The organism is Paraburkholderia sp. IW21, from assembly GCF_041321145.1.
Classification (GTDB): Bacteria; Pseudomonadota; Gammaproteobacteria; order Burkholderiales; family Burkholderiaceae; genus Paraburkholderia.
On sequence record NZ_JBGGWA010000001.1, the window covers coordinates 452,589 to 472,893 of the forward strand.

Consider the following 20,305-nt stretch of genomic DNA (forward strand, 5'->3'; position numbering starts at 1 on the left):
AGTGCCGTTCGTGACAATAAGGCCGCCAATCCATTTCTGGTCTATTTCAGCGTCGACCGTTGGCTTTCTGGGTGCGCAGTGGGGAGCGCCGGAGAATTACTGAGGATGAGCCAACGCGGCGTTTTGAATCTGACGATTGAAGCGTAGAGCCATACGTACACTACGACGAACGCGAGTGCTGTCGCGCCCAGCACGTAAGGCGAATGCCAGAAGAAAGTCGCTGGAGCGATGCTGAGGAGGCCAAGCAACCATAAATAAACAGACGCCAACGAATTTCGGCGAGTGTGGCGCAGTGCGTCGCTCGGCGTGCCTCCCCTGCGTGCGATACGCTTATAGATGAGCGTATGCAGATGGAGCCCGTCGGGCATGCCTGCCGATCTCCCGCGGACGAGCCTTCTTCGGTAAACGGAGAAGAGCGTCTCGAAGACCGGATAAATGGCGACAAGTGCATACCATGCGCTGATTTGCGGATGTCGAATGATAAGTAGTATGAGAAGTTCAGCGATAACAAAGCCGATAAAATAAGCGCCACCGTCACCGAGAAAAACCTGGGCGTTCGGAAAATTCCAGACAAGGAATCCGGCGATTGCGCCAATCATCGTAAGCGAGAAACTTGCAACCAGAAAGTCGCCTACGTCATATGCGACGTGGCCAATTGACGCAAAAATCAAAAGCGCTATAACCGATGCAAGTCCATTAAGGCCATCAATTATGTTGATTGCGTTTGTCAGCCCCGCAACAGCAATCACAGTGAAACCGATACCAATTGGCGCAAGACGCAACAGATTGTCGATGATAGGGGAATCCACGCGGGTGGCGACGGCGCCTAGTGCCCAGCAGCCAGCCAGCGCCGCGCCGAACGAACACAGAAGTCTTGCCCGTGGGCTAACACGCTTGGTGAGGTCCTCGACGAGGCCGCTGCCAAACGCGGGTATTGAACAGGTCAGCAGCAATAGAGCCTGCGCGGTTGGCGATGTGTCCAGGAATACCGATGACGCGACGGTGACTATCGACGCGACGAAGATTGCAGCGCCCCCGACGCGTGGGACCGCCACCGCATGGTTCTTCTGCACGCCCCCCAAGTCGAGATCCAGGAAGAAGCGGCAATGCTCGGCGCCATAATGTACGACAAGCCAAGTCGCCAGAAAAGAGGTGGTGAAGGCGATCGCGACATTGAACATACAGGGTCTCCAGCGCGTCATTTAAGCAGAACGGAATATCTCTCTTGCTACTACGGATGCGCCAAATGTCGTTGTTGTGAGCAATCGTGAGTGTCACCTTCCGCAAGAAAATAGCATAGTCACGAAGCATCAGTCGGCCAAAATTTTTTTAATCTTTGATGTGACAAATCGGATAACTAGAATCTTGAGAGGTAAAGCTTTTCATTCACGGAATCAGGCTAACCCTACCCGTACGATCGGACAGGTAATAGACGAATCTCGCCACATGTCAAAACTTTGCTATTCGCAGTGCTATGTTCACATCGCCAAAATAGAAAAATAGAAGCGAGTTTGTTCAGCCGATGTATCCCTCACAAAGGCCGTGCCTGTGTGGGAGCAAGATAGTGCATGTCTGTTTCGCCGCGTGCCGGAGGTCGTCCACGTGCACGGGAGCCATTTTCTAGAATGCGGTTTTTGCCGGCAGAGTGCTTGCCACATGGCCCCCATTGTTCAGGACGGTTTCGGCCACGATCGGTGTGGTGAGTTCGCAATATGTGGAACTGCAGTTTGTTTTAAATCACTTAACAGTTTTGTTGTGTCGGATTTTGACGGATCGTCGCCTTCCCAGAACAGGGCTCATCCCTCGAGCATTGAAGAGAGTTTGAGAGTCGTTCTCGGATGGACGAGCTATTCGGTAAACACGCAAGGCACACTGCCATGAAGAATCAGAGTAAGCGGGGCCAGCACGCGCCCAGTGAAAAGACTTCGGGATTTGATTTCGCGGCGCTTTTCGACATACTTTTCGTCAACCGCTGGTTGATACTCTGCACGATGGTGCTATTTGTCGTATGCGGCGCCCTCTACGCAGTCGTCGCAGTGCCGATCTATCAGTCGAGAATACTGGTGCAAGTCGAGGACACGGGAGACGCTCCGAACGCTCCCCCTCGCGAGTTCGTGGGCGACGTCACGTCGATCATTGGATCGAGGTCGACGGCCGACAGCGAAGTCCAGATACTAGGATCAAAGCTGATTGTCCAGGAGACCGTCGACGCGCTGCAGCTATATGTGTCGGCCCAGCCTCATTACTTTCCCCTGTTTGGGCGGTGGATAGCGCATCACCGTGAAAGTTTGCCGAATCTGGGAATTGGGCAGATGGGAGCATTTGCGTGGGGGGCGGAGTCCATAGGCATAGGTCGGTTTATCGTGCCGCGGCAGATGGAGGGCGCGCAATACAAACTCATTACTTTGGGCGAGGGGTCCTACCAGATTACCGGTAAGGGCTTGGTGGGGCCGCAACGAGGCCACATCGGTGTCGCCGAGGCGTTCGAGACACCGCAGGGGCCGATCTACCTTGAGGTGAACGCCATTGCGGCAGGTCCGGGAATCGCGTTCGATCTGGTTCGCAACTCGCGGCAACAAACGATCGATAACTTGCAAGGCCGCCTGCAGGTGGCCTTGCAAGGGCTCAAATCAGATGTCCTCTCAGCCACGCTCACCGGGGATGATCCAGTACTGTTGAGCAAGACGTTGAACGAAATCGGCACCCAATATCTCAAGCAGGATGCCGAACGCAGGGCTATCCGCGCTGAGAACTCGCTCGCGTTTCTCAATAGCCGAATTCCTGACATGAAGAAGGGGGTCGAGGAGGCGGAAAACAAGTACAACGCGTATCGCACCGAGACGACTTCGGTTGACCCTGAGGAACAGGCGAAATTGTTACTCAAGCAATTGTCCGATGCGGAAGCGTCACTGCAACAGCTTAATCAGCGAAAATTTGAAGTGTTGTCCCATAACGGACCCAACTCCGCGGACGGCGCCGCAGTGTACAAGCAGATCGATGCAGCCCAACAGAACATACATGCCCTCACCGACCGGATCAAAAAGCTGCCGGACCTGGAGCAACAGACTCATCGCCTGGAACGTGATGTTCGGGTTAATTCGGATCTTTACGTGTCGTTACGTGCCAACATGGAGCATCTGCAGCTGCTGCGCGCCGGGAAAATCGGTTCCGTACGCGTGGTTGATAGCGCTGAAGTGCCCGAGGTTCCTATCAAGCCGCGTAAGCAGATCGTATTGGCGCTCGCGGGGTTGCTTGGACTTATTGCCGGTGTTGGACTGGCTTTCGCCCGGGACATGATGGGCAAGGGTGTGGTCGATCCGGGCGAGCTGGCCGTTACTGGCTTGAACGTCTACGGGTCCATTCTGTATAGCGAACGACAGGGGAAGATGGAGCATAACGCCGCATCCAAAGGAACGTTGCCAAGTCTTCTTGCGGCCGTTTATCCCAAAGATCCTGCGGTGGAAAGCATGCGTGTCTTGCGCACGGCCCTGCAGGTCGCGCTATTGGGTGCGCGTAACAACGTGGTCATGCTGACCGGGCCCATGCCTCGTATTGGGAAGTCTTTTACTTCGGCGAACTTCGCCGCGGTGCTCGCGTCCGGCGGCAAGCGCGTGCTGCTGGTAGATGCGGACCTCCGGAAAGGGCACCTTCACACCTATCTCGGCTTGCCGAAGGGGAAAGGACTCGCCGAAGTGATGAACGGTACGCTGCCGTTGACGGATGCGATCCGGCGCAATGTAGTCCCCAATCTCGACTTCCTTGGAACCGGAGCCTACCCGGAAAATGCCGCCGAATTGCTCTTGAAAGGCAATATTCGCAAGTTGATCGAATCCGTCTCGTCGCAATACGACATCGTTCTGATCGACGCAGCCGCCGTGCTGGCGGTGTCCGATGTTGGAATCGTCGCGCCGGCGGCGGGTTCGATCTTCGTTGTGGCGCGCTACGGTGTGACGCGTATCAGCGAGTTGGTGGAAGCCGTCAATCGACTTAAGCAGGCGGGCTGCCGGGTTCACGGTGTATTGTTGAACGGCGTTCCTCAGGGCGGCGGCGGATACGCCTTTGCCAGGAGGTACGGATCCCAGGCCTATTCGCAATACTATGAATCCAAGGATGTTTGAGAGTGCTGAGTTTGGCTTGGACTAGCGCGGGAGTACTTCCTGCCCTTGGCGACGCCAGTAAAACGAACAGTTCGGCATCCTGTACAGTTATCAAACACGCGATGGTTCGGCGACATCGTGCTTACTTCACGCTTTGGCGCGCATGAAAAAAAATTCCGGGGGGATGCGATGAAGATTTTGCTTTTCATCCATTGCATGCATTGTGGCGGGGCCGAGCGCACCACCGCCAATCTTGCCAATGAGTGGGTCGCGCAGGGTGCGGAAGTTAGCGTTGTGACGATGGAGTCAATAGATCTCGACTTCTACCCCCTCGACAGCGCCGTGCGGCGCATCGCGTTGAACGTCGCGGGAACGGCAGTCGGAGCGCTTCCGGCGATTGCTGCGAATATCGCACGTGTGCGGGCCCTCCGCCGGGTACTGCGCGAATTGAAACCGGACGTCGTTCTGGGAATCATGACCACCGCGTCAATTCTGGCGATTCTCGCCGCGCGCGGGTTGCCTTGCAAAGTTGTCGCCACCGAACATACTCATCCGCCCTTGTTACCGTTGAATCGAGCTTGGGAACGAATGCGCCGCTGGTTGTTTCGATCGGCAGACCTCGTGGTCGCACTGACCTACGAAAGCAAACATTGGCTGGAGGAGCACTGCGATTGTACGGCCGTGATGGTCATCCCCCCTCCTTTTACGCTGCCTCTCCCGCGATTGGAGCCGCTCGTCATGCCGGACACGGTGATAAGACGTGATCGCCGCTTGTTGTTGGCAGTCGGCCGGCTGTCCTACGCGAAGGGTTTCGATTACCTGATCGACGCGTTTTCGCAGATAGTCAGTAGCGTGCCGGAATGGGACCTCGCGATCGTGGGCGAAGGCATTGAGCATGGAGCACTTGAAAAACAGGTTGCGGAAAATGGGCTCGAGGATCGTGTGTTTTTGCCTGGCCGCGCCGGAAATGTCTCGGATTGGTACGAACGCGCCGATCTGTATGTGTTGAGTTCGCGGTTTGAAGGATTTTCCATGACCTTGGTCGAGGCAATGGCGTGTGGCGTTGCTGCAGTCAGTTACGACTGTGACTGCGGTCCACGAGACATCATCCGGCATGGCGAGAACGGTCTGCTGGTAAAGAATGTCGGTGATACGCAGATGCTGGGCGCGGCGTTGAAATCGCTCATGCTGAGCGATGTTGAGCGTAAGCGTTTGGCGCTGGGTGCCATGGCGATCAAGGAGACCTTGGCATTGGGAAAGGCTGTCTCGCTTTGGCGAGATGCCTTCCTCGCGGTTGGAGTGGAAAGCGTCGAAAGTGTGCGTGCATGAATCGGGCCGTTACCCGAGTGGCGGGACGCTAGTGCGATGGCCGCTGTCCCGCCTGCTGAGCGGGCTATTGAGCCTTGAGACCATTGATGAAAATAATTTTGCTGGTCAGTTCGATGGGAAGCGGAGGCGCGGAGCGTGTAGCTGCCACGCTGGCTAATGCCTGGTCAGAACGCGGGGATGACGTCACGCTGGTCGCGACGTTTTCAAAACGTGGTCCTTGTTTTTATCCGCTATCCGACAAGGTATGTTTTATTCATCTCGCGGATTTAGTGCGTGGCCAAGGCCATGGGCCGCTTCAGTACATCGCCCGGATCAAGACATTGCGCTCGCTGATTCGGGACGCCGGCGCGGACGTGATCATCTCGTTCCTGACCAACGTGAACATCATGGCGATTGTCGCATCGCTTGGGTTGAAGCTCCCCGTCATCGCTTGTGAACACAATAATCCATCCGCCGACGGCCGATCCATGCTGTGGAGCCTGCTTTGCAGGTTTGTATATCCGAAGGCGAGTCTCCTTACCGTTCTGACGGATAATATAGCGGCGTCGTTCAAGGAGATGGTTCCGGCGGCAAAACATATTGCTGTCGTTCCCAATCCTTTGCCGAACGAGCTGCTCTCCCAGTCGTACTCACCTGCTGAGCCCGGAAGCCGAAAGCGCATCGTAGCCGTTGGTCGCCTGAATAGTCAGAAGCAATTCGATGTGCTGATCAATGCGTTTTCGACATTAGCCGATCGAATTGAAGATGTCGATCTCTGGATCTGGGGCGAGGGAGGCGAGCGCGCGGCTCTGGAGGCGCAAGTTGTTCGTCTGGGAATGACCCGTCGCATTTTCTTGCCGGGAAACACGCCGACACCGTGGAGCGAGATGGCGCGCGCTCGCGCATTTGCTGTGTCTTCTCGCTTTGAAGGCCTTCCCATGGCGCTGATGGAGAGTATGGCGCTGGGCGTGCCATGCGTTTCATTTGATTGTCCGAGTGGACCGAGAGAATTAACTCGCGACGGCCGCGACGGGTTGCTTGTTCCACCGGGCGACGCGGATGCGCTCATTGAAGCATTGAGCCGATTGTTGATGGACGATGCTCTATGTGAGGAACTCGGTCGCAGGGCCGCTATCTCGGTGCGCGAACGATACGGATTGCACGCAGTGCTGCCGAAATGGGACTTGATATTTGCTCAGGTTGGCACCGGCACACTTGTGTCGCGTTAGAAATACTCTGCCATTCAGGTAGACGATCGCTCTATCGCTCATCTTGGCGATGCTATGGATAAAATCCATTGACGCATCGAAATTTGCGAACGCTTCGCTCTCGGCAGATCATCGCGTCACGGTTGAGTCCATGTTGAGTCGCCCATGCCTATTAATATTATTATACGATAAATATATTCGTCATACTAAATAAGGCGCCGATGTTTCATGGATGTTACATTTTCTTACGTGGGGTCGGTACGAAATGCATGGGTCATACGATATGATCCTTCTCGACATACAAAGTTACTCGTTGTGTGAACAAATTTGTGAATTGGTTGGAATTTCCTCGCGGCTAAACGTGAATTCCTTCCGCCAATAGGGTCAGATTTCCAGATTCGATTGGATCAGGTTCTCCCGGATGCGTTTTGAACACATCAAGGAAAGACCTACCGCGTAGCGTCAGGTGGTGTTGATAAATTTCATCTAACTTTCATGTTAAAAGAAAGTTGGGATTCCTAACGTCTATTTATTTGTCACCACTTTATACGCGAAATTTACTTTCGCTCCGTAAATGGAAGCAAGCAGTTAGCGGTGATATTGCCGTTCGCGGAACGTGTTTCTGTTGCGGATATCGGTGCGATCTTTCGAGTCGCGTCTCGTCAATCTTTATTGAAATTCTAATGGCCTCGAAGAAAACGGATACTCAAGAGAAATCTATCGACGTTCACAGCGCAATGCGCCGGAAGGTCTTTTCTACGCTCCTGCTTGGCGCGGGTTCACTTGCGCTGACCGCCTGTGGTGGAGGAAGCGATGCGGGAACATCCAGCGCCGACGCGGTAGCCAACAGACAGAAAGGCGCTAGGAAGCCGGCTTCCGCCAGTGGCGCTAGCAGCGCCAGCGCACCGCAAGCGGCGAGCAGCACCAATACGAATGGCGTCCTTCTTGACACGTCGTTTGGTGTAAAGGGTGACGGAACGACCAACGATCGGGTTGCGTTGCAGGCAGCGATCGACGGATCGGTCGGCCAGATCCTCCTCATCACAGGCAAGAGCCGGATTGACGCCAAAGGTCTCGACCTTCGGCAAAGCAGTCACATTCGATTCGCTCAGGGCGCGTCGATCAAATTGCTGCCCCATAACCTGCAGGTGTATCAAATGGTGCGCGTATGGGACGTGGATGGCGTAATTATCGAGAACGCGTATCTCGACGGCAGTAAAGAGCTGAATTCGGCAAGAACAGGTGAATGGGGCATGGGTATTTCCATCAATGGAGCCACGAATCTGACCCTTTCGTCGCCGACAACCATCAACTGTTGGGGCGACGGAATCTATCTCGACAACAGTTGCAGTGGCAGCAACGCCTATAGCAAGAACATCACCATCGATAACCACCACGCAGACGGTTGCCGTCGGCAGGGTATGTCGATCGGCAGCGTCAGCGGCCTCGTCATGAATAACCCGCTGTGGGAAAATATCGGTGGCACGGCGCCCGGTTGCGGCTTGGACATCGAGCCGTCCGATAGCGCTACTGTGCTGGAAAATATCAAAATCATCAGTCCCACAACAAGGAATTGTGCAGGTCCGGGCATTCAGGTTGAGCTTGGGTCGTTCGCTGGAACTCAGGCGAAGAAGGTCAGTATCAGTATTGACGGACATACTGACGTCTCCAGCAAGGTATGTGCGTTCGACGTGACCGATCTTCACCTGAATGGTTATCCGGTCACCGGGACGATCACGAGCACCAACCCGGTATGGAACGTACCATTGAACCAGGCGTTTCTCTTTACTGACTGGGACGCGGCGGGTCCCAAGGTCTCCGTGATTAACCCGAGGATTGTGAGCTGATAGAAAAAGCAAGCCGTTCGTGACACGCTGCGCGTGCTTGCTGCCAAGCCGGCATGTCGGCTCTCTCAATCGACGTGAGATTGCCTCAGACCGCGTGTGTCGGCGGTCTGAGGATAAATGCCGTGAGTTATGAAGATTTTCGAATTGCGGCGCTATTGCAATAGGTAGACGTAGAGGCCTTTTGCCTCCTCTAACGCAACTTCGGCGGCGATCATCAGATAGAGCACCAGCAGCATCCACAAGGATACGGGATTGCGGACTTTTATTTCTTGAGCGAAGTAAGGAAGAAGCAAGGAGACATAGTAAAAAACGCGGTCTTTCCCGAACGGAAAAACCAGAAAGGCAGCAGCCAGGTAGACGATCAGCGCGATATGCATGATCGCGAGTTCACGCAGCGACGGTGGCTGGCTGGTCTTGTCTTCTGTCGGCATTTGGTAAAGCACCATTGCCGAAGCGATCCCGTACGTGATCATCAGTATCAGAAGTCGTATCGTGAAACCGGCTTCGTAGCCAGCGTATTCCGCGATCCGTCGGCCGCCATAATCCTGGAAGAGGACGCGTCCCGCCATCGCTACCAGGATCGCGCTTACGCTTGCCGCAGGTAGCGCGATTTTTAATTTCGGCCCGCTCATTCGCGTGACGATGAGCAAGATCGCCGGGACCGCAAATGTTGTGTGGATTGCACTCGCGAGCAGGGCTCCCAGAATAGGCCGCTTGAAGCTGATCGCCACGAGCATTGCAACTGCGAAGGCGAATCCCTGACGGATCTGGAACAAGCCAACGATAGCAAGCGCTGAGGGTATAACGAGCCAAAGCAACAGACCCAACAAGGGCCGGCTCAGGCGGCTCAATGTATAGAAGACCAGAGCGTTTAAGAAGACGACAGTAATCCGTACGCCGGTCTCCGGGCTGACTCCCAGCGAATTGACCAGAATAATCCATGTTCGCCAGCCTAGTTCGTCGGTCACCAAGCCGATCGCAAGATTCAGTGCAGAGGTGCTCTGACTAAAGTAGTCGACTACCCATTGCCAGTTCGTGATCTCGAAGTAGGTGACGTAATTCGCCTGATCGGGCAGCGTCGACGGGCGGTCCGCGGTGGCCAGGTAGTAGAGCACACAGGACGCGAGCAGTAGAAATAGCCAACCGGTGGGCGTCGTGAATAGTTTGCGGGTAGGGGATCGCGGGCCCGTCGCGTCCGAATTCTGGAGTGGTAGGGCTTTTGTCATGGGGCTTGCGGCAGCTCCGGCATGTCCGACGTTTAAATGTCCGGAAGAACGACGTCGTGTTCCGGCACTCATCGCGAGCCGCTTACGTTGCAATAGCAATACGTATTCGGGCGGCGTGCCGGGCTATTGGGCTGATAGAATCTGCGCTCTCTGGCGCATTCGATTTGTGCGTTGGCACACACTTCCCCTAAAGTTTTGCCGATTCACGCCGAAAGACAAGTGGTCATGTACAACGGTGACCAGCAGGTTGGCCGCGACCTATCGCGAGACGAAGGGACAGATTCGCGTAAAATGGTAGTTGCGGAGCGGAATTATGCGTGCCTGGCTTTTACGACGGGTATTCATGCCGCCGCATGGAGACCCATGTCGGATAAGATGCGTGTTGTAGTCAAAGTAAGTAAAAATTGAAAACAAACTCAATGACACGAACGGTTCCGCGCCTTCGGCGGGTTGTCTGGGCCTATCGCGCAAATTCGGGGATGTTGGACACGCCGCGTGGAGGCTCGCGCGGCGTTAGGCGAAAAATCGCGGAGAAGGTATGCATTGGATGACCCTGGTCGGGACGATAGCTATCGGCGCTGTCTTGATCATTGCGTTGATCGCAGTGTTCGACATTCTGTTTGTCAAGCCGTCTTCATCTCGCGCCAAAAAAGCACGATCGACAGATGAGGCGGTGGGCACGGATGCATCTGCGCTGAAGCAAGAGCTGTCTGCTAACGTACGACGCCGGCGACGGCTTGCTGAAAAAAAGAATTGATTAAGTAGAGCCGTGAAAGACATTCGGCGCGAGGTGGTGCCCCGTTAGTCAACGGATAGCGTTACACCCTTGCCTGGCAATTTTCATTCAGGATCTGCGGGGTCGCCTGGTTCGACGACGCTGCGTTGCGGCGCAAAGCGGGCACAGAGAAGGTAGCCGAGAAACACGCCGGCTGCCGCGAACCCAGTTGAGAAAAATACGCCCACAATGCCGAATAGGCGAATCAGCACGATATTCCCCGCTAGCTTGATGACAAAGCCGACAATGGCGATGACGGAGATCTCCTTGAATCGTGCCTCGCTTACAAACAACTGCACCAAGACCCATACCGCGAACGCAAACGGTATCTGCACAAGCCCCGCGCGAAACAGGCTGGCGACAGCAATCGTGTCCTGACCCGTGAACGCCCCCCTCTGAAACAGCAATGCGATCGCGTACGGCGCCATCAGATACGCAATGCACGCACCGATCGCCCCCACTACGAGCATAAGAAGCGACCACTTCAACGCGGTACTTCTTGCTCGTGCGTGATCTCCGCTAAAAAGTATCTCGGATAGAATCGGAAGCGTTGCCCGGCTGATCGCAAGTGCGCCCATACTCAGTAGTAGCGCCAGCAACCTGTTTGCATATCCCAGCGTTGCAATTGCTCCGTCACCCAGGTGGGCCAGAAAATACTGGTCCACGGGGCCGGCAAGATTGCCGATAACGGCGCCCATCATGAGTACTCCCATCGCTCTGAAGGTGCCGGGCCATTGGCTCGACCTCAGTGACAGGCGCGGAAGCGCACGAACCGAATCGGCCTTTCTTGCCAATATTCTAAGAAAGGCGGCTTGTATGATGAAACCGATGGTCGTTCCCAGTATGAGGGGGAGTACTGAAGTGTTGTTCCGCATACCGAGCACGAATACAAGCAACGCAATCGCAGGGACGCACTCCAGCAGCGTGTTGATATGTTTCTCGCAGGCTTGAAGTCGAGCCGCTGAAATGCAGATCGTAAACGTCAGGACGCCGACCGGCGTCATTCCGACGATCATCTGCCGACACATTTCCTGGGTCGATGCGGAGAGTTTTCCGGACACGAGTCCCGCCAGATGCGGCCAGAAAAGGCAAAGTAGGAGAGCCGACGCGATGCCGAAGACCAGGGTCAACCCTTCAAGCTCGCCGAGGAACTGGTTTTGCCTGAGCTTGTCCTTTCGAAGATTGATGAGTGCGGGCACAAGGAGGACGCCCAATTCCGACGTCAAAGTGGTGGGTATCCATGTGACCAGGGTGAGGGCTAACTGATAGGCGTCGACGGTGCCGCTGATCCCATAGCGATATGCGATCATCATTTCCTTGGATGCACTTACGATCTTTCCGGCGAGAACAAAACCCAGAAGAATCAGGGCGCTCCGGGCGATTCTTTTATGGTCCTGATGAACGCCTAGCAGACGCCTCCGTAGAGATTCGATCGTTGCCGTCAACATGTGACCTCTGACCTGTGTGCTCGCGTAATTTGACTGAACAACAGTATGTAGCGCTACGCGTTCGGAATGAGAAACATACCGTAGCTAACTGCACGCGGGCCTGGCTTCGAACTATGGACGGCGCGGTTTTGCATAGTGTGCCTGCCTTTATAAGCGTGTGCCGATCAGTCTGTCTCTCGCCCATCTGTTCAGATCCATCTTGATGTCGACGACCGAAAAGTCGCCCACTGAGTTCCAGGTATGCAAGCCGGAGCGGCGGGCGGGCGGGTGCTTTATGAACAGTGGACGCTCTGCATACGTCGTGGTGGTGAGTTCTGTGATTTCACAAAATAGTAACGCTGCGCCGTAGCTCTCCTCGCAATTCTGAGCAGGGCGAATCAGCCTGCTTTGCATGTCTCTGAAAACGTTGCCGCCCATCCGGGCGCGGCGACAATCCGATATGACCGGGTTCGCTGGATGCGCCGTCCAGGGGCCGAAGGGACTATCGGCGAAGAAGATGGACAGCTCATCCCAGTTCGGCCCGCTATCCTGTTTGACACTTGCAAAGAGCCACCACCTGGCGCCATCACAATACAAGGTTGCGTCGGCTGCCACGATGTCTTCCATCAGGGTCATGTGAAAGGCCCAGGTCGTGGGAAATGGGGCTGCCCGATAGACCTCTATTGTGCGGTTTCCGGAGGTTTCCGGAATCATGAAGATTTGCGCATTGTGTTCGAAGAGGAATGGATAGGAAAGGTGGTAGGGCCGTTCGAGTACGACTCGCGGCGGTCCGCACCAGGTTTTGGTGTCGGGATCAAGGGCAACGTAGCTGATGACGCCTCTTCCCGTGCGGTACGGAAGATCCTCGAAAAACAGATGACCGTGCCCATCCTCATCGCTCCATAAAAATGGGTCAGCATAAAAGCGATCCTTGGGACAAGGTATCTTGAGCCACCATTTGGCATCGTCGATGGCTGATGCGTCACTAAACAGCTCAGCGTTGCGGGACAGTCCTTCGTTGTTGAATGCGATCGCCCAATGTCCACGCCGAAGCAGCCATTTTTGAGGTTGACTGAGAATCTTCTGTAGCAGGTGCCGTAATGCGAAGCGAACAACGTCGATGAATGTTACGGCTTCCGCCCTTGTCGGGATCTGCACGATGGGAACGGCCGTGAGGCAAGCAGCTTCTGCGCGACGCCGGTTTGCTCTGTCATACAAAAGGCGCTGGCGCTGCAGGGCGATAGCGAGTGAATCGCAAAAGAACAATCTGTTCGGAATTGCAATGTGGGATTCGGCCAGTACGTGTCCCTCGGTTCCATCGGCCGAGAGCCAAACGATCTGCACATGAGGCGTTTGGCGGGCAAGGAGCGTTTTCCAGAGGGCGGGGACGCCTCTTGTGCCGTTATATACCGCGGCGAGGGCAGAATGCGAAGCGTGGTCGTCCAGATCGGGATCGCCAGGCGCGCCGTAAAGCCATTGTTCAAAGCGCACCCATAATTTGAGAGCAGGCGGGAACAGCGCAGCTTTCATCTCCATCGGTCCCCCCGAACTTGCGCGGCCTTGCGAATGTCGGTCACGACCAGTTCGCGTGTCCGTTGGCGGACCCACCCCAGTGTGCATAAGCCAACGCTCGGCGACTGTTCGCCAGCGCACTGTGATGACATGCGGTCTCGGGAAATTCAGAACAGGCGGCCGAGGAACTGTTCGTTAGGCGGTCCTGACGGAATGAAGCGACTATCTGCTCAAGTCCTTTCCTCTGATGTAAAGTATGATGGCGAGGAGCGATGCAGGGAAAAGCTTGGCAAGTTGGACGACCGTAAAAACTAGTAAAAATTGGCCCAGCGGAAGTAGTTCCGGGCTACGCTAGTCAGCCGGTCGACTACGCCAGTTTGAGTGGACTCAGGTTGCAGCAGATAGCACTTCCGGGTTCAAATTCCTGTCAAATGTCTTTTGACGGTGGTTTCCATTGCAAGGGCAGTGCCGAGGATACTTGGGCAAATCTACGTTAGACCAAAGGGAAACCGTAGCGATCATGGTCAACTTTGACACGGCAGTTCTAGCGTTCCTTAGCCGCAACGCCCCGCAGTCGATCCTCTTCCATCACGTGGCGGGCGCGATCGCCGGCTATAATATTTTTAACGGCTTGCTACCCATTACGCTGTTGTGGGGGGCTTGGTTCAAGCCCACTCGCCGCGTGGAATGGGCGCGCGAGATGGTCGTGGCGACGCTTGTGAGCGGGTTTCTCGCACTGGTTGTGGGAAGGTTGCTGGCTTATTTCATGCCGTTTCGCTTGCGCCCGATTTACGATCCCAGTGTGCAACATTTTTTCCCGTTTGCCGGCTCAACAGAAGGTTTCCTGAGGACATGGAGCGCATTCCCCAGCGATCATGCCGTGCTATGGGGATCGATTGCCATGGGCATTTTCCTGATCTGGCGATGGGCCGGCGTCCTTGCTTTTTTTCACTGTGCCGTCGCTATATGTCTGCCGCGCATATATCTCGGATTGCACTATCCAACCGACATCCTCGGCGGTGCAGCGATTGGCATTGTCATTACGTTTGTGATGACGCGGAACGCGGTAAGAGGCCGCTTCGCGCCGGGGATTGTGCGGCTGTTTAACGCGCACCCTACAACGTGCTACATGCTTGCATTCCTTTTTTGTTTCGAGCTCGCCACGATGTTTGATGAGCCCCGCCTGCTTGCGCAGTCGATAGCGAAAGTCCTATTAAACGGTTGACGCTATGATTGATGGTCACTTTCGGTCCTGCCAAGGGTTTCAGACGACCCGCCGATCGTGGTGGACAATCCGGGTGACCATGATCGTGACGGGATGGCTGCGCCTGTTGTGGTGCCTTATGTTGCTAACCCTGAGCATAGGCTCCTTCGCCTATGCCGAAGGCTCTCCAGTGCCTCGTACCGCCCGGTGCTCATTGACGTCTTTTGTTCCTCCCGCGCTGTTTCACGCCAAAGATCCGCGTAATTTTGGCGCTAAATGTGACGGTGTGACCGACGATAGTGCCGCGTTCCAGAAAGCGATGAATGCAGGGGACGTGAAAGTCGCCGCAGGGACGTGTGTCATTAACAAGACCGTCACCGTCTCCGTGAGCCAAAGGCACTTGGAGTGCGCTGCGGGCACAGTGCTTAAGCGTACCGTGTCGAATGCCAATAATATGTTTCGGTATCAGCTGAGCTACGGCTCTTTGACCGGCGATAGCATAGTCAACTGTCATTTCGAAGGCGCGAATTCCCCCGATCCGGTGGTGGATTGGAATGCACCTGGCCATTGGGATATTCCAGTGCAAACCGCGGGTGACGTCAGTCATTTTCTACTGGCGGGCAACACTTTTAGTCAATTCTTCGGGCAGTCGATGTTCCAGACTGTCGGGGAGAATGGGGGCACCGGCGACCGGATCATCTTTAATACATTCAGGAGTTGTCCTCTTTATGGCCCGGCCTTGGTGGGCCATAGAAATGGCTATGTCGGCTACAACAGGCTTATCGGTTGCACGGCAGGCGTCGAAAACGATCACGCGGCCGACAATACGGGCGGCAATATCTTTGAATGCAATCTGGTTACCTCGAATTCTGCGCCGGGGTACATCACCGGCGGCGTCCAGGGCGTCAACACCAATTACAGCGGCAACATCGTGCGCTACAACATCATCACGGGCGACAAAACCGGTATTCTGAAAAAGCACCAGGAGGGCGGCCGGGACGCGCAGTACTTTGACAATGCCTGTACCAACGGATGCACTGTCAACTAAGCCCCGTATGAACCACGCGTAACAGTGGCCGGAGCACCCGCCGGGATCGTGGAGGATGCGCCCGGCTATTGGACCGTCCCAATCTGAATTAACCTGACAGTTTGTGTTTACGTAATAATTGCGGCGTCCGCTCGTGTCGAGCCATTAACCGTAAAAAATGCGTGGGTCATGGCTTTCAGCGAACCAAGGTCTCCATTTTTCAAGTGGATCGTATCCTCCGCTCAGAACCTGAGCGCCGACAATCGGCAAATATTGCTTGCCAACCTGTTCACGCGAACCGCGTCGATTGTGTTTGCGTCGATTTGCGAAATCAGCGTTTGCGCGACCGCCTTCTATCTTTATCCGAAAGCTCTTTACGCATGGTGGGGCAGCGCTGTCGTCGCGCTGCTGATGGCACGCCTCACGTTAATCAGGCTGTGCTGCCGGCGCAGCGCCCATAACCAGCCGACGCCCACGTCGGCGTTCCTGTTCGCGAGCCTTCTCTGGAGCGCGCTATTCGGTTTTGGCAGTTTGCTGTGCAATATCAGCGGAGATCAGACGCTTTTCCTGCTCGGCAACGTTTGCGCGGTCGGTGTGATCGGCGGGTTGGCAGGACGAAACGCCGGAACGCCACGGCTCGTGCTGCTGCAGATTTCTTTCATTCTCACGCTTTTAGGCTTGGGGGCGGCGCTTTCTCCCGGCTCAGGCAAGCTCGTCCTGCTATTTCAGGCGCCGTTCTGCGCGGCTGGTTTCTTTACGGTTGCGTTGCGCAGCAATCGCGATACCGTTGCGTTGCTGTTGGCGCGCGAAAACAGCCATCGCCTCGCGCATCAGGACAGCCTCACTGGCCTGCCCAATCGCGCACGCCTCAGCGAACTCCTGCTGGAGCGCACTGAGGCAGGCTCGTTACGTCAGGATCAATTGTTCGCTGTTCTACTTATCGATCTAGACGGCTTCAAGGCGATCAATGACAGCCTCGGGCATGCCGCCGGCGACCAGATCCTTCAGGAAGCGGCGACGCGATTGCGTGAAGTATTGCCTGCCGGCGACCTCGTTGGACGCTTGGCCGGCGACGAGTTCGTCGCCATTTCCGACGGCACGGGGCAGAACCGTGACGTCCGCTTACTGGCGAACCAGATCGTCAAAACGCTGGCGCGGCCTTTCGCGCTGAGCGAAGCGCTCGTACATATCGGCGCGAGCGTAGGCGTCGCGCTCTATCCGGAACATGCCAGGACAGGACCGCAATTGCTGATCTGCGCGGATCGTGCCCTGTACGCCGTCAAACGCAGTGGCAAAAGCGCATTCGCCATCTTCGATGCCCGCAAGCACGCATCCGACGAAAGTCTGAGCCTTCTACGAAGCGACCTGGAAGGGGCGCTGCAGTCTTTTAGCGGATTGCGGATGGAGTATCAGCCAATCGTCGACCTCAGCAATGGCGCGATTTCCGGCCGCGAGGCGTTGATTCGCTGGACGCATCCGACCCGCGGCGAACTCTCTCCTTCCGCGTTTATCCCGACCGCCGAACGTACCGGTCTCATCCTTGCATTGGGCGAGTGGGCCTTGCTGCAGTCATGTACGGAAGCGGTCACCTGGCGTGACCGTGTGACCGTCGCGGTCAATGTTTCGCCGGTGCAGTTGCGGGAAGAAACGTTTGTGTCGACTGTGGCGGCGATCCTTCGTAAGACAAAACTGCCGCCGGCCCGCTTGAATATCGAGGTCACGGAAACGGTGCTGTTGAGTGACGATATCGTCACCCGGCGCAACGTCGGGAAGCTGCGCGCGCTGGGAATCGGGCTCGCACTCGATGATTTCGGCACGGGGTTTTCGACGATGTCGACACTCGTGCGCTTCTCGTTCGACAAGCTCAAGATCGATAGCTCGTTCGTCAAGGAGTCGGTGCATCGGCACGAATCCGCCGCTGTAGTTCGCGGGATTGTGGCTTTGGCGCGGGAAATCGGCATACCGACTACGGCTGAAGGTATCGAGACGCAGGAGCAACTGGATTTTGTGCGTGTCTGCGGATGCACGCATGCGCAAGGCTTTCTTCTTGGCAAGCCGGTGCAAGGGAATGAGATTGCGCGGGTTGAAGAGAGGCTCGCTGCGCATTCAGCGGATGAGGAGTGAGCAAGACGTAAGGGCTACGAGCGTGCCGCCGACTTCTCTCATGTCCACGAGCGTGCGCTCATGAAGTTGATACGAGGTAGACATGGAACCCACATGGCAATTCCAGCTAAGAATCGTCGTCGTCGCCGAACTTGCCAACGATCTGCGTACAGACCCGGCCAGCGCCTCGCACGCTGCGCTTCATGATGTTTTGAGCAGGCACAACGCGACCTTGAAGTGTCAGTTCGACGCTTTCGCCGACTACGTGAACGAGGCGGAAAGGCACGGTCCGGAAAACTATCCGCTTTATCAATGGACCCGGCAGACGATTGAGAACCCGGAAAAGAAGGCCAAATACTTGCAATCGTTTACGGTCTATGTAGACGGTGACGAGATATATGACAAAGAAATCGCCGACGTAATGGAAGCGGAACTATTGGCGCTGGTTGGCGGCGATGGAATCAAGAGCGTGATCAGGTTCGATACCAATCCGGCGAATAATCCGCAGCCGCCCCAACGCTAGCGATTAAAAACGTAGTCCACCTGCTCTTCGCCGACACTGTGCCTCCGGCGTCCGTGTTGGCGTCGTTCCGCCCCCAGTTCGGCGTCGCTGGGTGCGGATGCCGGCCCCAGTGACGGTGCCGGATAACAGCAGTGATAGACGTCCACTAAAGACGACTGACCAAGCTCACGGGCTGATGAATTTGAAGGCGACTACCGCTGAGGCGGCGTCCGGTTTGTCTCGACGTTGCAGGTCCTCTGCAAGCAGTTTCTGAAACAGCGTTTCTTCCCTTTCTCCATACTGCTCGCGAAACTCCCCGAGAACTTCGGCGATAGCGCGGCTTCGCGTCTCCGGACTCAAGGTGCTTCCAATGTAGGAACAACCTCGTGCCAGTTCCAGCACGTAGGCTGTGCGAGCATTCGCCATGGCGGCTCCCTCTGTTTTTCCCGGTGGCATCAAGACTCTCAATTTTTGGTGCGCGCACATCTGCCGCTGGGCGTCCAGCCTTGGCTGAGTCGCACCGGGCGGCGCATTACAGTTTGGAAGAAATTTACCGGATGGTGCTGAAGGAAACCTTAAGAAGCATAGTCGGCGCCGTCGCACGGTCGGACCCCGATTTGGGGGCGCCTTTGCCTTTTCGATGGCAGGGGATTAACTAAAGAATTGGCTTCTGTTCGACGAATTGGATGCCTCCTCGTCGGCGCACACTGACATCGTGCCAATCGCGCAGGGAGCTTGAGATGTCTTTCCGTTACCACAAAAGTCGTCAGTTTGAAGTTGACTTGCCTGACGCGTCCATGTCCGAATGGAACAGTCCGTCGCCGTACTCCGACGCGGGCATGATGCGCGGACTGCACCTAGCGTCGGAATGCGTGTTGCGCCTCGCGACGCAGACTCACAACGCGGTCGCACGCGGCGACACGGTGGGGGCGCAAGCAGCGCGCGTCTCGCTCGAAAAGCAGTTGGCACTGACCACGCGCCTGATCGATGAGTTATTGCTCAACGGTACCCAGCAACCTACGGCACATTGACTGGCCGACAGGCCAGACAGAACGAATTGCAGTGCCGAACTTCTGAAGACTGAAATGAATGCCTTGACCGTAATTCTCTGCATTTGGACGATGGTAGTGGTCTGCGCGATCCTCTTCATTCGCGGCGCCAGCCCGCGCGTCGAGCAGCCCATCAAATCACCGCAACGCCGTCCGGCGCGCTATTCCATCGCTGAGTAACGGCGATCGGTCCGGTTCAGACGATGTCGCCGATTGGCGGTTTGTCGGATGGCAGCATTGCCTCGCGAAGCCCGATGACCTGTCAGGTTGCCTTGAGGTCCGGCAATAGTCTCGCGCATTCCCTCCTGACCACTTCGTAACACTCGCACACGCGCTGTTCGAGTCCAGGTCGATTCAGCACCTCAATACGACCATAGCTGTAACGGATCAGCCCCGCCTCCTGCAATTTCATCGCGGCTTCCGTCACACCGGCTCGCCGGACACCCAGCATGTTTGCGATCAGTTCCTGCGTCATGGTCAATTCGTTCGATGGCAGCCGGTCGATACTAAGCAGGAGCCATCGGCACAACTGCTGATCAATTGAATGGTGCCGATTGCACACAGCGGTCTGCGCCATTTGTGTGATCAACGATTGGGTGTAGCGCAGCAACAGGCGCTGCACCGCGCCCGCGCGATGGAATTCTTCCTTCAGCAGATGAGCATCCAGTCGGTATGCGCGTCCCGCGCTTTGGACAACGGCCCGGTTCGGCGTGGTTTCACCGCCCATGAAGAGCGCGATGCCGATTATCCCTTCGTTACCCACGATCGCAATCTCGGCTGACGCACCATTCTCCATGACGTACAGCAAGGAAACGATGGATGTTGCCGGGAAATAGACGTGGTCGAGACGGGCACCGGGCTCGTAAATGACTTGCCCCAGCGACATGTCTACGGGCACCAGATGCAAAGCGATGCGTGCCCACTCTGCCTCAGGCAGAACCGCAAGCAGATGATTGCCGCTTCGATAGTCTTCCTTGAGCACTTGCGAAGTCTCCCGTAGTCTGGAAACAGCACGGCGCC

The 20,305-nt window shown here is 55.9% G+C and carries 17 protein-coding genes; 11 read left to right on the top strand and 6 right to left on the bottom strand.

The window, feature by feature from the left end; all coding sequences use genetic code 11:
* Positions 1–41: 41 nt before the first annotated feature.
* Positions 42–1,181, bottom strand: coding sequence for a glycosyltransferase (locus ACAX43_RS02070; RefSeq protein WP_370706751.1), 1,140 nt, complete (start codon positions 1,179–1,181; stop codon positions 42–44).
* A gap of 696 nt (positions 1,182–1,877) precedes the next feature.
* Between ACAX43_RS02070 and ACAX43_RS02075 the strand changes: the two genes are divergently transcribed.
* The 4 genes from ACAX43_RS02075 (at position 1,878) to ACAX43_RS02090 (ending at position 8,460) form a co-directional block, all read left to right on the top strand.
* Positions 1,878–4,118 carry a polysaccharide biosynthesis tyrosine autokinase gene (locus ACAX43_RS02075; RefSeq protein ID WP_370706752.1) on the top strand — a complete coding sequence of 747 codons (2,241 nt, stop codon included), beginning with the start codon at positions 1,878–1,880 and terminating at the stop codon, positions 4,116–4,118.
* A gap of 45 nt (positions 4,119–4,163) precedes the next feature.
* Positions 4,164–5,426, top strand: coding sequence for a glycosyltransferase family 4 protein (locus ACAX43_RS02080; RefSeq protein WP_370706753.1), 1,263 nt, complete (start codon positions 4,164–4,166; stop codon positions 5,424–5,426).
* 86 nt (positions 5,427–5,512) lie between these two features.
* On the top strand, positions 5,513–6,634 hold the full coding sequence (locus tag ACAX43_RS02085; protein ID WP_370706754.1) for a glycosyltransferase family 4 protein: 1,122 nt from the start codon (positions 5,513–5,515) through the stop codon (positions 6,632–6,634).
* Between the two features lie 662 nt (positions 6,635–7,296).
* Positions 7,297–8,460, top strand: a complete 1,164-nt coding sequence (locus ACAX43_RS02090; protein ID WP_370706755.1) for a right-handed parallel beta-helix repeat-containing protein — start codon at positions 7,297–7,299, stop codon at positions 8,458–8,460.
* Between the two features lie 152 nt (positions 8,461–8,612).
* Here ACAX43_RS02090 and ACAX43_RS02095 read toward each other — a convergent pair whose 3' ends face one another.
* A complete protein-coding gene (locus tag ACAX43_RS02095) occupies positions 8,613–9,758 on the bottom strand; it encodes an EpsG family protein (protein ID WP_370706756.1) in 1,146 nt (381 codons plus the stop codon).
* Positions 9,759–10,224: 466 nt separating this feature from the next.
* On the opposite strand from ACAX43_RS02095, the gene ACAX43_RS02100 reads away from it, so the two are divergent.
* Positions 10,225–10,443 carry a hypothetical protein gene (locus tag ACAX43_RS02100; RefSeq protein ID WP_370706757.1) on the top strand — a complete coding sequence of 73 codons (219 nt, stop codon included), beginning with the start codon at positions 10,225–10,227 and terminating at the stop codon, positions 10,441–10,443.
* Positions 10,444–10,526: 83 nt separating this feature from the next.
* Here the strand turns inward: ACAX43_RS02100 and murJ are convergent, their stop codons facing one another.
* Positions 10,527–11,909 (bottom strand): murein biosynthesis integral membrane protein MurJ, encoded by a 1,383-nt coding sequence (gene murJ / locus ACAX43_RS02105; protein ID WP_370706758.1) that lies wholly within the window; start codon positions 11,907–11,909, stop codon positions 10,527–10,529.
* Between the two features lie 147 nt (positions 11,910–12,056).
* Entirely contained in the window at positions 12,057–13,418 is a 1,362-nt protein-coding gene (locus ACAX43_RS02110) for a hypothetical protein (RefSeq protein ID WP_370706759.1), read from the bottom strand.
* Between the two features lie 502 nt (positions 13,419–13,920).
* Here ACAX43_RS02110 and ACAX43_RS02115 point away from each other — a divergent pair.
* From ACAX43_RS02115 to ACAX43_RS02130, 4 genes are all read left to right on the top strand, one after another.
* Positions 13,921–14,625 carry a phosphatase PAP2 family protein gene (locus tag ACAX43_RS02115; RefSeq protein WP_370706760.1) on the top strand — a complete coding sequence of 235 codons (705 nt, stop codon included), beginning with the start codon at positions 13,921–13,923 and terminating at the stop codon, positions 14,623–14,625.
* Positions 14,626–14,698: 73 nt separating this feature from the next.
* Positions 14,699–15,652 (top strand): hypothetical protein, encoded by a 954-nt coding sequence (locus tag ACAX43_RS02120; protein WP_370706761.1) that lies wholly within the window; start codon positions 14,699–14,701, stop codon positions 15,650–15,652.
* A 168-nt stretch (positions 15,653–15,820) separates the two neighbouring features.
* The gene (locus ACAX43_RS02125) at positions 15,821–17,755 is read left to right on the top strand and encodes a putative bifunctional diguanylate cyclase/phosphodiesterase (RefSeq protein WP_370706762.1); all 1,935 of its coding nucleotides are present in this window, start codon (positions 15,821–15,823) and stop codon (positions 17,753–17,755) included.
* An 82-nt stretch (positions 17,756–17,837) separates the two neighbouring features.
* Complete coding sequence (locus tag ACAX43_RS02130; RefSeq protein WP_370706763.1) at positions 17,838–18,257, top strand: hypothetical protein; 420 nt, start codon at positions 17,838–17,840, stop codon at positions 18,255–18,257.
* A 165-nt stretch (positions 18,258–18,422) separates the two neighbouring features.
* Here the strand turns inward: ACAX43_RS02130 and ACAX43_RS02135 are convergent, their stop codons facing one another.
* Positions 18,423–18,662: a hypothetical protein gene (locus ACAX43_RS02135; RefSeq protein WP_370706764.1), complete on the bottom strand. Its 240-nt coding sequence runs from the start codon at positions 18,660–18,662 to the stop codon at positions 18,423–18,425.
* 371 nt (positions 18,663–19,033) lie between these two features.
* Here ACAX43_RS02135 and ACAX43_RS02140 point away from each other — a divergent pair, with 371 nt between their 5' ends.
* Together ACAX43_RS02140 and ACAX43_RS02145 are read left to right on the top strand one after the other, a co-directional pair.
* Positions 19,034–19,267, top strand: coding sequence for a hypothetical protein (locus ACAX43_RS02140; RefSeq protein WP_370706765.1), 234 nt, complete (start codon positions 19,034–19,036; stop codon positions 19,265–19,267).
* A 54-nt stretch (positions 19,268–19,321) separates the two neighbouring features.
* On the top strand, positions 19,322–19,465 hold the full coding sequence (locus tag ACAX43_RS02145; protein WP_370706766.1) for a hypothetical protein: 144 nt from the start codon (positions 19,322–19,324) through the stop codon (positions 19,463–19,465).
* An 82-nt stretch (positions 19,466–19,547) separates the two neighbouring features.
* On the opposite strand, the gene ACAX43_RS02150 is transcribed toward ACAX43_RS02145, so the two are convergent.
* A complete protein-coding gene (locus ACAX43_RS02150) occupies positions 19,548–20,267 on the bottom strand; it encodes a Crp/Fnr family transcriptional regulator (protein WP_370707080.1) in 720 nt (239 codons plus the stop codon).
* Positions 20,268–20,305 lie beyond the last annotated feature (38 nt).

Bases quoted from the DNA above. Each gene is read 5' to 3' on its own strand.
- ACAX43_RS02070 (WP_370706751.1), bottom strand. From the start codon at position 1,181: ATGTTCAATGTCGCGATCGCCTTCACCACCTCTTTTCTGGCGACTTGG.
- ACAX43_RS02100 (WP_370706757.1), top strand. From the start codon at position 10,225: ATGCATTGGATGACCCTGGTCGGGACGATAGCTATCGGCGCTGTCTTG.
- murJ (WP_370706758.1), bottom strand. From the start codon at position 11,909: ATGTTGACGGCAACGATCGAATCTCTACGGAGGCGTCTGCTAGGCGTT.
- ACAX43_RS02090 (WP_370706755.1), top strand. From the start codon at position 7,297: ATGGCCTCGAAGAAAACGGATACTCAAGAGAAATCTATCGACGTTCAC.
- ACAX43_RS02125 (WP_370706762.1), top strand. From the start codon at position 15,821: ATGGCTTTCAGCGAACCAAGGTCTCCATTTTTCAAGTGGATCGTATCC.
- ACAX43_RS02135 (WP_370706764.1), bottom strand. From the start codon at position 18,662: ATGGCGAATGCTCGCACAGCCTACGTGCTGGAACTGGCACGAGGTTGT.
- ACAX43_RS02140 (WP_370706765.1), top strand. From the start codon at position 19,034: ATGTCCGAATGGAACAGTCCGTCGCCGTACTCCGACGCGGGCATGATG.
- ACAX43_RS02130 (WP_370706763.1), top strand. From the start codon at position 17,838: ATGGAACCCACATGGCAATTCCAGCTAAGAATCGTCGTCGTCGCCGAA.
- ACAX43_RS02110 (WP_370706759.1), bottom strand. From the start codon at position 13,418: ATGAAAGCTGCGCTGTTCCCGCCTGCTCTCAAATTATGGGTGCGCTTT.
- ACAX43_RS02075 (WP_370706752.1), top strand. From the start codon at position 1,878: ATGAAGAATCAGAGTAAGCGGGGCCAGCACGCGCCCAGTGAAAAGACT.
- ACAX43_RS02115 (WP_370706760.1), top strand. From the start codon at position 13,921: ATGGTCAACTTTGACACGGCAGTTCTAGCGTTCCTTAGCCGCAACGCC.
- ACAX43_RS02145 (WP_370706766.1), top strand. From the start codon at position 19,322: ATGAATGCCTTGACCGTAATTCTCTGCATTTGGACGATGGTAGTGGTC.
- ACAX43_RS02085 (WP_370706754.1), top strand. From the start codon at position 5,513: ATGAAAATAATTTTGCTGGTCAGTTCGATGGGAAGCGGAGGCGCGGAG.
- ACAX43_RS02095 (WP_370706756.1), bottom strand. From the start codon at position 9,758: ATGAGTGCCGGAACACGACGTCGTTCTTCCGGACATTTAAACGTCGGA.